The 13,040-nt window shown below is 65.3% G+C and carries 12 protein-coding genes; 7 read left to right on the top strand and 5 right to left on the bottom strand.

All coding sequences use genetic code 11. The features are described from left to right. Positions 1–92: 92 nt before the first annotated feature. A complete protein-coding gene (locus CEX87_RS23725) occupies positions 93–1,166 on the bottom strand; it encodes an ABC transporter ATP-binding protein (RefSeq protein ID WP_233151500.1) in 1,074 nt (357 codons plus the stop codon). Positions 1,167–1,576: 410 nt separating this feature from the next. On the opposite strand from CEX87_RS23725, the gene CEX87_RS23715 reads away from it, so the two are divergent. Then, a complete protein-coding gene (locus tag CEX87_RS23715) occupies positions 1,577–2,005 on the top strand; it encodes a type II toxin-antitoxin system Rv0910 family toxin (RefSeq protein ID WP_066808689.1) in 429 nt (142 codons plus the stop codon). A gap of 27 nt (positions 2,006–2,032) precedes the next feature. Here the strand turns inward: CEX87_RS23715 and CEX87_RS23710 are convergent, their stop codons facing one another. The 3 genes from CEX87_RS23710 to CEX87_RS23700 form a co-directional block, all read right to left on the bottom strand. Then, complete coding sequence (locus CEX87_RS23710) at positions 2,033–3,505, bottom strand: MFS transporter (protein ID WP_233151499.1); 1,473 nt, start codon at positions 3,503–3,505, stop codon at positions 2,033–2,035. A gap of 90 nt (positions 3,506–3,595) precedes the next feature. Further along, positions 3,596–4,474 (bottom strand): alpha/beta fold hydrolase, encoded by an 879-nt coding sequence (locus tag CEX87_RS23705; RefSeq protein ID WP_094289366.1) that lies wholly within the window; start codon positions 4,472–4,474, stop codon positions 3,596–3,598. Between the two features lie 46 nt (positions 4,475–4,520). After that, a complete protein-coding gene (locus CEX87_RS23700; protein ID WP_094289364.1) occupies positions 4,521–4,967 on the bottom strand; it encodes a MerR family transcriptional regulator in 447 nt (148 codons plus the stop codon). A 109-nt stretch (positions 4,968–5,076) separates the two neighbouring features. Between CEX87_RS23700 and CEX87_RS23695 the strand changes: the two genes are divergently transcribed. From CEX87_RS23695 to CEX87_RS23685, 3 genes are all read left to right on the top strand, one after another. Beyond that, positions 5,077–5,628 (top strand): class I SAM-dependent methyltransferase, encoded by a 552-nt coding sequence (locus tag CEX87_RS23695; RefSeq protein ID WP_064427947.1) that lies wholly within the window; start codon positions 5,077–5,079, stop codon positions 5,626–5,628. A 136-nt stretch (positions 5,629–5,764) separates the two neighbouring features. Further along, complete coding sequence (locus CEX87_RS23690) at positions 5,765–6,466, top strand: SDR family NAD(P)-dependent oxidoreductase (protein ID WP_094289362.1); 702 nt, start codon at positions 5,765–5,767, stop codon at positions 6,464–6,466. Between the two features lie 37 nt (positions 6,467–6,503). Beyond that, on the top strand, positions 6,504–7,325 hold the full coding sequence (locus CEX87_RS23685) for a thioesterase family protein (RefSeq protein ID WP_094289360.1): 822 nt from the start codon (positions 6,504–6,506) through the stop codon (positions 7,323–7,325). A gap of 18 nt (positions 7,326–7,343) precedes the next feature. Here CEX87_RS23685 and CEX87_RS23680 read toward each other — a convergent pair whose 3' ends face one another. After that, positions 7,344–7,745: a hypothetical protein gene (locus tag CEX87_RS23680; protein ID WP_064393834.1), complete on the bottom strand. Its 402-nt coding sequence runs from the start codon at positions 7,743–7,745 to the stop codon at positions 7,344–7,346. Between the two features lie 470 nt (positions 7,746–8,215). On the opposite strand from CEX87_RS23680, the gene CEX87_RS23675 reads away from it, so the two are divergent. The 3 genes from CEX87_RS23675 to CEX87_RS23665 all read left to right on the top strand — a co-directional run bounded on the left by CEX87_RS23675 (position 8,216) and on the right by CEX87_RS23665 (position 12,060). Continuing rightward, on the top strand, positions 8,216–8,956 hold the full coding sequence (locus CEX87_RS23675; RefSeq protein WP_011894084.1) for a TnsA-like heteromeric transposase endonuclease subunit: 741 nt from the start codon (positions 8,216–8,218) through the stop codon (positions 8,954–8,956). A gap of 123 nt (positions 8,957–9,079) precedes the next feature. Continuing rightward, positions 9,080–11,044 (top strand): Mu transposase C-terminal domain-containing protein, encoded by a 1,965-nt coding sequence (locus CEX87_RS23670; RefSeq protein WP_005148662.1) that lies wholly within the window; start codon positions 9,080–9,082, stop codon positions 11,042–11,044. Then, a complete protein-coding gene (locus tag CEX87_RS23665; protein WP_005148661.1) occupies positions 11,032–12,060 on the top strand; it encodes a TniB family NTP-binding protein in 1,029 nt (342 codons plus the stop codon). Before CEX87_RS23670 ends, CEX87_RS23665 begins: the two co-directional genes overlap by 13 nt. Positions 12,061–13,040 lie beyond the last annotated feature (980 nt).

Below are 13,040 nucleotides of genomic sequence, written 5' to 3'. Positions count from 1 at the left end.
TGGGGCGGCTGTGCCTTTCGTCGGAGGGAGGGGAGGGGCCGACAACTTCCGAGTCGCCGCTCGGGGCGGTGCCGGATCGCCACGGGTGACGATCAGGAATCGTCGAGCATCTCCTCGAGATCCTCGGCGGTGGGAATGTCGGCCGCAGGCAACACGAGTGAGGCGTCCGGTGTCCAGCAGACGTGAACCTCGTCGCCGGGGCGCAGCAGCGGCAGATCCTCCTCGGGCCCGATGTGGGCGATCATCGCCGAGTCATCCGGAGCGGCCAACGACAGCCGCACCAGCGGACCCTGGAATGTCAGGTCGGTGACCGTCGCGCGCACGCCGACGAGGTCACCGGTGGGAGCATCCATGCATACGCGGATCCGTTCGGGCCGCACCATCAGCGTCGCGTGGCCTCCGGGTTCGATCGTCGTCTCGCCCGGCCGCGCTTTCAGCGTCGAGCCCAGCACCTCGATCTCGACGTAATCCCGGTTGGCCCTTCCGGTCTGCCGACCCGCCCACAGGTTGGCCTGTCCGATGAAGCTCGCGACGAACACGGTGGCGGGTCGGTCGTAGATCTCGGTCGGCGTACCGATCTGGTCGACGTTGCCGGCATTCATGACGGCGATGCGGTCGCTCATGGTCAGCGCTTCCTCCTGGTCGTGGGTCACGTAGATGAACGTGATCCCCACTTCGCGCTGAATACGCTTGAGTTCGAACTGCATCACCTGACGCAGCTTGAGATCCAGCGCGCCGAGCGGTTCGTCGAGCAGCAGCGCGCTCGGATAGTTCACCAGAGCCCGCGCCAGCGCGACGCGCTGTTGCTGCCCGCCCGAGAGTTGGCCAGGACGGCGATCGGCGAAGTCGGTCAACCGGACGATCTCGAGGAGTTCGTCGACCCGCTTGCGGATCTCACCCTTGGCCAGCTTCTTGCTCCGGGGACCGTAGGCGACGTTGTCCCACACCGACATGTGCGGAAACAGCGCATAGTGCTGAAACACCGTGTTGACGTTGCGCTTGTGAGGCGGAACCTTCGAAACGTCGACTCCTTCGAGCCGGATCGCGCCGTCGGTGGGGCTTTCGAACCCGGCGATCATGCGCAACGTGGTGGTCTTGCCGCAGCCCGACGGTCCCAGCATCGAAAAGAATTCACCGGAGGCGATGGAGAAGTCCGCGTCCGCCACGGCGACGTAGTCGCCGAAGCGCTTGGTGACGTTGTCGATCTCGATGACCGGGGCGCCCGACGGGCGCGTCGCCCCGTTGTGTCCCGACGATCGGTCGACGGCTCTGGTGTGTGTGCCGGTCAGTGCGGATCCTCCTCAGGACAGCCCCCCGAGCTGTGGGTAAACGATCGCGGATCGAGCGGTCGTTCGCAAGCGATTCCGCAGGGAATTTACATACTTACAATGGAATCCTTCGTATCGTGTGATCACGGGCACCCGATTCGCGTCCCCGGGGCAGTCGCGGGCTTGGCCGGCGGACCGCAGGCCGCGCCGACGCTGAACCGGTGTCTGGATCAGTTTCGCAGTCGGCGCCGCGATGATCGGGCGAAACGCCGTTTACCTGCCCCGCTTCGAGGGGTACGGCACTAGTCATGGCAGCAGTGGACGTTTCGGTTTCGTCGGACCTCAGCCCGCACAAGGCGTGGGAATTGGCCTCCGACCTGAGCCGGTTCGACGAGTGGCTGACGATCTTCGGCGGGTGGCGCAGCGAGGTGCCCGCCAACATCGAGGTCGGGACATGCGTCTCGTCGCTGATCAAGGTCAAGGGATTCCGCAACACCATCCATTGGCAAGTCACGCGCTACGACGAGCCCAAGGTCGTCGAGATGGTCGGCCGGGGCCGCCCGGGCATTCGCATCGGGCTGACGCTGTGCGTCCGCGCCGACAATCCGGGGTCGACGTTTCAGGTGGTCGCCGACCTGTCGGGGGGGCTGTTGAACACCCGCATCGGCAATCTGGTCGCCAAGGTGATCGAATCCGACGTGCGCAAGTCGGTCAGCAATCTGGCCGCGCTGCACTGACCAACGGACGTCGCTGGCTTGGCGGCGTCAGCCCCATTCGTGGTTCATGGCACGCGTTTCGTAGCGGGCCTCCACGGAATCCATCGGCCGTGACGACGGACGCGACATGGCGATCAGCACCAGCGCGAGCATCGATGTGATCGCGCCGCCCAGGAAGATCGCGAAGAAGCTGTTCTCCATCGGCACGCCCGTTCCCGGCACCGACCGACTGAGCAACATGGCGACGACCGCGGCCGCGATCGAACTGCCGATGGTGCGGGCTATCGCGTTCATGCTCGTAGCCACGCCCGTCTCACCGGCGTCCACCTCGCTGACGACCAACGCGGGCAGCGCGCCGTAGCCGAGGCTGATGTAGGCGTTGGCGAGGATGCTCGCGACGATGATCTGCCACGTGTGCGAGTGCACCAACGCGACGAACAGGAAGCCGGCGATACCGGCGACCGCCGCCACGAGGAGCACCGGCCGAGCGCCGAAGCGGTCGATGAACCTACCGCTGACCAACGCGACGACGAAGCCGGTGAACGCGCCCGGAAGCAGATAGACGACGCTGGCCTCCAACACCGTCGCACCGAATCCGTAACCCGCTGCCTCGCGGGGTATCTGGACGAAGAGCGTCAACCCGAGAAACGCGAAGTACAACCCCATGCCCACGAAGATCGTGGCGACGTTGGTGAGCAGGATCGGTCGTCGAGTGAGCATCGACGTCGATACCAGCGGTCGGCTGATGTGACGCTCCCACCACCACCAGCCGGCAAGGACCGCCACCGCGCCGACAACGCAACCGAGGGTGGCAGGCGATGCCCAGCCCCACGTCTGGCCCTGGCTGATCGCCAGCAGCAGCGCCGACAGTCCCACCGCCAATCCGACCGCGCCCAGCCAGTCGATCGATCCGGCGACGTGGCGCGGGCGTCGTGGCACCACCAGCAGCACGATCGCGATCACCGCGACCGTGAACGCGGTCGTCAACCAGAACACCCGGTGATAGCCGGCGTCGCCGGTCATCAACAGGCCCACGACGACGAGGCCGGTTCCGCCGCCGAAGCCCAACGTCCCGGACAACACCGCCATCGCCGACATCAGACGATCGGGGGGCAGTTCCTCGCGCAGGATCGCGATGCTGATCGGGTAGAGGGCGAAGGAGGCGGCCTGGAGCACGCGGGCGACGATGAGCAGTGCGAGGGAAGACGTGACGGCCGCGAGCAGTGATCCGGCCAGCACGACGACAAGCACGCCGAGCAGGACGCGGTGCTTGCTGTGAAGGTCCGCAAGCCGGCCGAGCAGCGGCGTGGCCGCGACGGCGGCCAGCAGGTTCGCGGTGACCGCCCAGCTGACGCCGACGATGGATGCGTCGAGTTGGTCGGCGATGATGCCCAATACCGGGACGACGGCCGTCTGCAGCACCGCGACGGTCAAGACGACGATGGACAGCCCGGCGACCAGTAGGCGAGGGGAGCGTTCGCGACCGATCGAGGGCGAGTGCGCCGCGCCGGTCTCGACCACAGCCGCTCCGATCCTTAGATGACCTTCCGTTCGGTCGATTATGTCTGCGCGTTCCGGAGGTACCTGTACCGGGCGGTGCAGGGGACGCGGCTACGACTCGCTGTAAATGACGGGTTGTCCGGCCGACTGCGCGGTCGTGGTGATGAAATCGTCGAGCAGGTCCACCACCTCACCGGGGCGTTCCACATGCGCAAAATGCCCGACGCCTTCGAGCACTTCCAGCCGGCATTCGGGCCGTGCCTCTTGCGCCACGTACGCGTGACCGACCGGAATGATGCGATCCTGGTCACCCCAGATGGCCATGATGGGCATCTCCGATGCGACGTGCAGCCGGTTCAGGGCGCTGACGGCTTGGCCGCGATAGTCGACGACCGAGCGCAGTGTCCGAAGGAAGGCGTGGCGTGTCTGCGCGTCGGCCAGTGAGGAATAGGCACTCCACATCTCCGCGCCGCGTGGCGATTGGATGCCCGCGGTGGAGAACCAGTTGCGCAGCCGGTTGCCCGCGGCCAAGACGGCCCGGGGCGCGATGAGCGGTAGCAGGAATTCCGAACCTGGCGCCGAGAGCAGGCGAAGCGTCCAGCCGACGTCGGGTCCCAGCCCGCCGCTGCTGATCAGCACGAGGCGTTGACAGTAGTCGGGATGCTGGTAGACGAACTGCATGGCCACCCCGCCGCCCAGCGATTGGCCGACGATGGTGGCCTTGGACACCCCGAGTTCATCGAGCAGGTCGCGCAGCCACACCGCGAACGCGCCCAGCGAGTAGTCGCCGCGGGGCTTGTCCGATTGACCGTGCCCCAACAGGTCGGGCGCGATGACGCGATATCGCCGCGACAGCTGGGGGATCACCGCCCGCCACGTTTCGGAGCTTCCGGCCATGCCGTGGATCAGCAGCAGCGCTTCTTCACCGCTGCCGACGTCTCGGTACGCGACGCGGTCGCCGTGCAACTCCAGATAGTTCATCTCAGTCATGAGCGTGGTCCCTCCCCGGTTCGGCCTCATATACCCGGATCGAGCCCTACGTATTGCTCGGACGGTCAGGATCGGCGTGTTCGGCGGCGAGCTGCTCGACCGATGCGCCGTCGACCAGCCGGTCCAACGCCCCGGTCATCGTCGGGCATTGGCGGGCGGGGTGGTCGGTGAGGCAGTGCATCGCATGCGTAAGGAACTGCTGGGCGCCGCGCGCCTGCGCGATCACCTCGTCGAGTTGGCCGATCTGCTGGCGCACGAGTTCGCGCCACTGCGGGCTGGGCGCGTCGAGGACGGCCGCAGCGGTGTCCAGCGGCAGCCCCAGTTTGTTGAAGATCTTCAGCAGCGCCAAGCGGCGCAGTTCGTCGATGCCATACATGCGCCGACCGGCCAGCCGCTTCTGAGGACGAACCAGACCGCGCTCGTCGTAGTAGCGCAACGTCGACGAGGCCATCTGCAACCGGGCGGCCGCTTCGCCGATGGGAATCGCGTCCATACCGCCATTTGACTTCAGGCCGACTTGAAGCGGCAAGCTTGTGGTCGTGAGCGCCGCCGATAATCTGCCCGTCAACCATCACGCCGACCATCCCGGCTTCGCAGGCCCGATGGGCGCGCTGGTCGGGCTCGTCTTGATGCTCATGGGGCGGCCGAGTGCCCGCCTGGCCGCGGACCTCACTGGTGTGTCGGCCGCGGACACCGTCGTCGACATCGGGTGTGGGCCCGGGTCCGCGGTCCGCGAGGCCGTCCGCCGTGGGGCGGCCGCGACCGGCGTTGACCCGGCGCCCGTGATGCTCCGGCTCGCCCGCATGTTCACCCCCGACGGTTCCGTCGCGTGGACGACGGGCACCGCCGAGGACGTGCCGCTCTCGGACCAGTCGGCGACCGTGGTGTGGTCGCTGGCGACCGTGCACCACTGGCAAGACGTGGATTCAGGTCTGAATGAGGCGGCTCGACTGCTCGTTCCCGGTGGCCGCCTGCTCGCTATTGAACGACAGACGAAACCGGGTGCGACGGGCCTGGCCAGCCACGGGTGGACGCGCCAGCAGGCTGACGCGTTCGCGGAGCGGTGTCGCTCCTGGGGTTTCGCGGACGTGACGGTCGGCGGGCACAAGGCCGGGCGGCGCGACGTGTGGGCGGTCTTGGCCGTTCGCCGGTAACTTTCGGTGCCGATCTCCGGCCTCGAGTGTGCGATCTGCTACACCTGAAGGACGCGCGTCAGCACTCCTTGGTTTGCGGATGCTTCACTGATCGGCATACGCGTTCTCTGACAAGGGATCACGAAAGGACAAGTGAATGAAGACAGCGGTCGTCACCGGCGGCGGCTCGGGGATCGGACGCGCGGTCGTGGATCGGTTGCGTGCCGACGGCTACCGCGTCGCGAGCGTCGACTTGGCGCCGAGCGACGAGGAGTTCACCTTCACCGCCGACGTCACTGATCGCGGTCAGGTCGACGCCGCGCTTTCGGCCGTACGTAGCCAGCTCGGGCCGGTGGCGATTCTAGTCAATGCTGCGGGCCTGGACGGCTTCTCGCGGTTCGGCGACATCACGTTCGAGCAGTGGCAGCGCGTGGTCGATGTCAACCTCAACGGCGTCTTTCACTGCGTGCAGGCGGTACTGCACGACATGGTGGACGCGGGTTGGGGTCGGATCGTCAACATCTCGTCGTCGAGCACGCATTCCGGTGCGCCGTATATGTCGCACTACGTGGCGGCGAAATCCGCGGTGAACGGGCTGACGAAGACGCTGGCGCTCGAATACGGTCCGGCAGGCATCACCGTGAACGCCGTGCCGCCGGGCTTCATCGACACGCCGATGCTGCGAGCGGCAGAGGCGCGGGGCTACCTCGGCGACATTCAGGCCACCATCGACGCGACTCCTGTGCGCCGCATGGGTAAGCCCGAGGACATCGCGGCCACGTGCGCATTTCTCGTCTCAGAGGAAGCCGGCTACATCACCGGTCAGATCATCGGCGTCAACGGCGGTCGCAACACCTAGCAGAAGCGCGTTTGGCTCCCTGTGCGAAGATCCGCAGATGAGCACTGACCCCGCGTATTTCACGCCGACGGCGGACGGCGCATACATGCCGTCGATCTTTGCCCAGAGCCACTGGGGTGATGATCACCTCAACGGACCGGCCATCGTCGGGTTGGCCGCGCAGGCGCTCGAGAAGGATTGCGGTTCGCCGGAGTTCATGCCGACGCGGATAACTGTCGACCTGTTCCGGGCGGCGCGCAACCTGCCGACGACCGTTGAGGTGCGGGTGATCCGTGACGGTCGGCGCGTACGCAACGCGGAATGCGAAGTGGTGCAGGATGGTCGGCCGGTCGCACGTGCCACGCTGGTGCAGTACCGACGATCGGCTGCGCCGCCCGGTGAGGAGTGGGTCGCGCCTGGCGGCGTCCCGCAACTGCCGACTCCAGACGAGGAACTCGTACCGTTCATCGGTAGCGACGATGCGGGTTGGACGCGTTCGCCGGCAGCGCACCAGAACACGTCGCGCAAGCGGTTCTACTTTTCCTGCGCGGACATCGTTGCGGGAGAGCCAGTCTCACCGTTTGTCAGGGCGGTAACAGTGGCGGAGTCGACGAGCCTGGTGAGCAATCTGGGCACCGAGGGGATCGGTTACATCAACGGGGACCTCACGGTTGCGTTGACGCGGATGCCATTTGACGACTGGGTTCTGGTGCAGGGCGACTCACATTGGGTGGCTGACGGAATCTCGGTCGGCACGGCGACGCTGTTCGACCGGCAGGGCGCCTTCGGGTCGGGCATGGTGACCGCGGTGGCGAACCCGGCGGCCCAGATCGACTTCCGCGGCCGGCCGTTCCCGCGCGGTGAAGTCAACTACGAATGATCGCTCGGCGGCTTGCCGTCAGGGTTTCTTGCGGGTGCGCCCACCGGGGGGCTTCTTTTCTGCCGGCGGGCTCGAGGTCCGAGATGCAAACCGGCCCACCGTGGCAACGCCGGGGATCCGGCCAACGGCGTTGTAGACATCGTTGCCGGTGGCAATCAGCGCCTCGAGCTGCGGCACGATCGCGTCCATGGTCCGGATCATCGGATCGGCCAGTGCGAGATAGCGTTCCGCGCGGTCGATCGCCGCATTGAGACGCTCCGTCGCCGCGGCCATGTTCTCGATGAGGTCCGGCACCTGGGCCATCATCTGTAGCGATGCGGGTGGGATGCGCATCGCCTCACTGGCGACCGTCTGGGCGGTCTCGGCGGCCGCCTGCGCCGCTTCTCTGATTTCTTTAGGGGTGGGAACCTTGGGGCTCATGTGACAACGATCCCGCACGGTGACCGCATTGTCCGGTATTTGCCGCGAACGATTCGCGCGATGGACAGGCGGGGAGTGCGCAAATCGTCACGTGACATAACGATGGGCGTCTGGGGCGGGAAGAGCCGAGGGGTGAGGTCGCTGCTTTGGTGGTGCCGGCGACGGCACGAGCCCGATGACGCGCGCCCTTCTCGATATGCGGGGTGGCCGAGCTTTTGGTTGCTATCAGTCTGGCGGGTCGCATGCTCGAAATAGCCTCGGGGCGAGCGCTTTCCAGGTCCGGCTAGGTGGCATCAAATCGTCACAGTGACAAAATGACATCGCATAGCGGGGAAGTCGGGAGGTACCGATCGAGGCGTCCGAGCCGGCCTGGTTGTCCGTTCTCATTGATTCTGGGGCATTCTCATTGAATCTGGGGTAAGTGCGTGTCTTTCTCATTGAATCTGGGGCACGAGGCTTAGCGTTTATGTGTGCTGACGTCGGCTGTTTCGGCTGGGCCAGGTGTAGCGAGTGCAGTGGACTTGGAGTTCAACACCCGCGAGGGATGCACGCGGCAATCGCTGGACCGATGTGCTGCAACCCGGTTTGAGTTGGACTGTTCACCAGTGCGGAATTTCCCCTCGTTTCGAGGTCAGCGTAACTTTCCCGGGCTGTGGTGGTTCGCCACAACCGGCGCACATGTAGGTCACGAGTCCTGGGTAGAACGTGACCAGTTGATGGCGTTGGATGCCGATCCGGATGTTGTTGGTGTTCTGTCGCAACCATTTTGGATTCATTGGCGTGACGGCACGCGGCATGCTCCTGACTACTTCGTGCGGCGCCGCGATGGATCTGTCGTCGTAGTCGACGTTCGTGAGGACGACCGGATCTCTGACGCTGATCGGGACGTGTTCGATCGGTCTGCCGCCACGTGCGCGATGGTCGGTTGGGATTACCTGCGTGTCGGTTCCCTCGATCCAGTGCTGCGGGCGAATCTACGTTGGTTGTCGGGTTATCGGCATCCGCGAGTATTGAAGATCGGTTTGGCTGATCAACTGGCGGAGGTCTTCGCTCGGGTCCGTCCGTTGATGGCTGGTGTGCACGCGGTCGGGACTCCTTTGGTGGTGCTGCCCGTACTGTTTCATCTGCTCTGGCACGGCCGTTTAGTTGCCGATCTGCAAGGAGCGGCACTTGGCGACGACACGGCGATTGGCCTCGGGACCGGGTGGTGACCTGACGTGCGAACGGGTGTCGTCCGAGAGGGAGACGAAATCCGTTTATCAGCAGGTGTTTTCACCGTCGTAACCCTGTCGGGCGGATCAGCTCGACTGGTTGACGCTGTCGGCGAGCAGATTGTGGTGCCGCTCTCGCAGCTGATGGTTGATCCGGCATTGGAATTGGTGTCGGGGTCGCGACCGCCACTGTGTTCTGAGGAAATGCTGGCTGGCATTCCCGAGGCAGCCGTCGAGCAAGCACGGTGGTGGGAGCGCCACATCGTGGAGATCCTCAGCGGCCGCCCGCCTGGGACGGCCGCGGGCATTCGTCCCCGCCCAGAGTTCGACACGGCGAAACGATCTCTGCGGCAGCGTGAGCTGGCCAAGTTGGACGAGCTGCGTGCCGCCGGCCACGACGTGAGTCGGAATGCGTTGCAGCGTCGCCGATTTGCCTACGAACGGGACGGGCTCCTGGGAGTGGTTGACGGGCGCCATAATCGGCGGCGCGCGGTATTCGGCCGTGTGGACGACCGTGTCGTCGCCGCGGTGCGGGATGCGATCGAGGGCGAGACCGACCTGTCAACGGGAACGGTGCAGCGTCTGCAACGGCGGGTCGCCAAGACGCTGGTGGCCACCTATGGTGCCGACGACGCGCCCGCGATGCCGTCGCAGCCCACCTTCTACCGGCTGGTCAAGCGCCTCGCGGAAGGACGGCACACGTTCGGGTCAGCACGGACGCGGCGATCGCTGTCCAAGCAGCCCGATGGCCCATTCGGGTCGATCACCGTGGTGCGCCCCGGCGAGATGGTGGAAATCGATTCAACCCTTCTGGATGTACGGGTAGTGCTCGATGACGGCATGGTAGACCGAGTCGAGCTGACTGCGATGGTCGACAACGCTACGCGGTCCATCCCGGCCGCGGTGCTGCGACCGACGACCAAAGCAGTGGACGCGTCACTGCTCTTGGCGCGGGCATTGACGCCCGAACCGATGCGCCCGGGATGGGCCGATGCGCTGCGGATGTCCCGGTCGGTACTTCCGCACCACAGCCTGACCAGTGTCGATCAGCGCCTGGCCGATGCTGCGGCCAGGCCGGTGATCGCTCCCGAGACGATCGTCTGCGATCACGGGAAAGCGTATCTGTCCCAAACATTTCGGCAAGCGTGCTGCACATTGGGGATCAATCTGCAGCCGGCTCATCCCGACTGCCCGACCGATAAGCCGAAGATCGAGCGGACATTGCAGTCGGTGGGCACCCTGTTCGCACAGTACGTGGCCGGTTACGTCGGTTCATCGGTGGAGCGGCGTGGGAAAAACGCCGAGGACGACGCGGTGTGGTCGATGATTGAGCTGCAGGCGCTGCTGGACGAGTGGATCATCGCGGTGTGGCAGAACCGCCCCCACGATGGCCTGCGGGATCCGGTGACGCCGGGGAAAGCGTTGTCTCCCAACGAGAAATACACTGCCCTCGTTGAGGTGGCTGGCTATGTACCGGTCCCACTGGACGCCGACGACTATATCGAATTGCTTCCCGTGCAGTGGCGCACAATCAACAGTTACGGGGTCCGGATCAACCATCGCACCTATGACGCCAAGGCGCTCAACCCATACCGGCGCCAGCATTCCGGGGTCGATGCCCGTAACGGACAGTGGGAAGTGCACTACGACCCGTATGACGTGTCGAGGATTTGGGTGCGCAATCACCACGAAGACGGATGGCTGGCCGCGACGTGGACGCACCTTCGGTCCTCGCCGGTGCCGTTCGGCGAGACACTGTGGCGCCACGCCCGCTCCGTAGCCGACCGCAGAGGGGCCCAGAAGACCCAGGAAGCGGAGATTGCGGCCATCGCGGAGGACTTGCTGGACCGCGCCGCCGCTGGGCCGCAGCAGCAGACGAAAGCCGAGCGCCGAGTGACTGGACGGACCAGCGCCGCGAGCGCCGGCCGGGACTGGCCGGACCCGACGGAATCATCCGAACATCATGGCCCGTCACCGTCGGAACGGGCCGCCGACAACGAGACTTTCGACGATGACGGCGAGATGGCGGAGGTCATACCCCTGCCGGTGTTTGATGCACGCAAGGAGGCCCAAACGTGGCGACTGTGACCGAGATTGCGGCGGTGGGTCAGTTAGAGGATCGCCGCCAGCCGACCACGACGCTGGAGGGCTGGCGGCGTTTTGTTGATGCCGATCCGCCGGAGTTCACGTTGCTCGCCGACGACGAGTGGGCCAGCCTCGGTGAGGACGAGCGGACGGCCTACAACGAGGCCCGGGTTGCGCATCATTCGGAGCTGGTGGTGGTCACCACGTCGGCGATCGAAGCGATCACCCATCAGGGCCGGCTGTTGACATTGCTCAACCAGCGCGAGATCGGGGCCCGGCGCGGGCTGATCATCTCCGGCGGGGCAGCGACGGGGAAAACTACGGCGATCAAGCAACTGGGTCGGTTTCACGAATTGCGCACCCGTGCACGGTTTCCCGGCGATGAGAGCCGGATTCCGGTGGTGTATGTGACGGCCCCGCCGAAAGGGTCGCCCCGCAAGTTGGCGATGGAGTTCGCACGGTTTCTGGGGCTTCCCACGCTCAATCAGCGGATGAACGTGACCGATATTTCCGATGCCGTGTGCCAGGTGCTCATCGATGCCCGTACCGACATCGTGGTGGTCGATGAAATCCACAACCTCAACCTCGACACCCGCGCCGGCGAAGAACTGTCCGACCACCTCAAATACTTCACCGAGCATCTGCCTGCGACATTCGTTTACGCCGGGATCGAAGTGGAACGCTCGGGGCTGTTCACCGGCACGCGGGGACGGCAGTTGGCCGGCCGTTGCGGGGTGATCCACACCAGCGCATTCCCCGACGCCAAGGAGTGGCGACAACTCGTCGCCGCCATGGAAGGTACCTTGCGTCTGCATCGACACGAACCGGGAAGCCTTGTCGCCCAGGCCCGTTACCTGCACCGCCGCACCGGCGGGATGATCGGCAGCCTGGCCCACTTGATCCGGGCTTCAGCAATCCAAGCGATGCTCGACGGCACCGAGCACATCACCCGCGAGGCCATGGACGATATTTTGATCGACTACGCCGCCCACACGGCCGCGGCCCGCACGGCCAGCTGACGTGGCAACTGTCAGGCCGTGGCCGCGCGGACCACGCCAGCGGCTCCCGCGAACGATCGCACCGTTCCGTTGGGAAGCCGTATCGTCCTACATCGACAGGCTGGCCCGCGCCAACCATATCGGCGTCTCCACACTGCGCGGCCATGTCGCCGAATCATGCGCAGCCCGGCCGCGACCGGACTGGTTGGCCGTCGTCAGCGGCCAACCTGAGCAGGTAATCCGGTCCCGTCTCTGCGGGCTTGCTGGCGACCCCACCGCGCTCAAGCAATATCTCCGCCGCCCTTTGTGTCAAAGATGTATGGCACGCAAGGGAATACACGAACCCGTCTACTGCTACCTGCCTGCACATGTCTCCGTATGCCACCGTCACCGACGCTGGATCGGTTCACCAACGCGCGTTCTTGACGACCAGGTGGATCTTCGTGACCGGCCCACGGTGCTCAGTGCCGGGCGCACGCATCGGCGCTTGGCCCGTCAGTATTCAGAGGTCGACCTTCATGACGCCTTGGGCGACGCCCGCCACATCCTGGTCTTCTGGGCTCACGCAGAGCGTCACGTGGCGGCGGGGATTCTGCAGAATGGCCTAGAAGCGCACGTGGTGGCCTACCCCGATGTGATCGCCGTAGCCGCAACATTGCTCACAGCTCGCCCTCGGGTTGAACAGCCCAGGACGCCAACGGAACCCGCCTGGCCGACGCTACTGCTCGACCGCATCAACGAACGCACCGGCGCCCACCATGCCGACGCCACCCCCGTCGAGCAATGGGCGCAGTACCGACGCCTATTCGCCACTGCCGTATTGACGACACGCTCAGACGGCGCAGAACTGGCGTGTCGCGCTTAGGGGTCGGCAGTCTTGAATGTGCCTTATCAGTAAGGCACTTGTGGTGTGCATCTGACTGTGTCCGACGGTTGTATCTATCGGCTTTCTAATCGTTAGGGACAGTGGTATCTGGCTGGGTGTATCGGCCGGTGAATCA

Source organism: Mycobacterium lehmannii (assembly GCF_002245535.1).
GTDB lineage: Bacteria > Actinomycetota > Actinomycetes > Mycobacteriales > Mycobacteriaceae > Mycobacterium > Mycobacterium lehmannii.
The sequence above is the reverse complement of the archived record's forward strand: the minus strand, read 5'-3'. Positions and strand labels throughout refer to the sequence as shown.

Excerpts from the sequence above, each read along its gene's own strand:
- CEX87_RS23690 (WP_094289362.1), top strand. The coding sequence starts at position 5,765 with ATGAAGACAGCGGTCGTCACCGGCGGCGGCTCGGGGATCGGACGCGCG.
- CEX87_RS23695 (WP_064427947.1), top strand. The coding sequence starts at position 5,077 with ATGGGCGCGCTGGTCGGGCTCGTCTTGATGCTCATGGGGCGGCCGAGT.
- CEX87_RS23700 (WP_094289364.1), bottom strand. The coding sequence starts at position 4,967 with ATGGACGCGATTCCCATCGGCGAAGCGGCCGCCCGGTTGCAGATGGCC.
- CEX87_RS23680 (WP_064393834.1), bottom strand. The coding sequence starts at position 7,745 with ATGAGCCCCAAGGTTCCCACCCCTAAAGAAATCAGAGAAGCGGCGCAG.
- CEX87_RS23685 (WP_094289360.1), top strand. The coding sequence starts at position 6,504 with ATGAGCACTGACCCCGCGTATTTCACGCCGACGGCGGACGGCGCATAC.
- CEX87_RS23705 (WP_094289366.1), bottom strand. The coding sequence starts at position 4,474 with ATGACTGAGATGAACTATCTGGAGTTGCACGGCGACCGCGTCGCGTAC.
- CEX87_RS23715 (WP_066808689.1), top strand. The coding sequence starts at position 1,577 with ATGGCAGCAGTGGACGTTTCGGTTTCGTCGGACCTCAGCCCGCACAAG.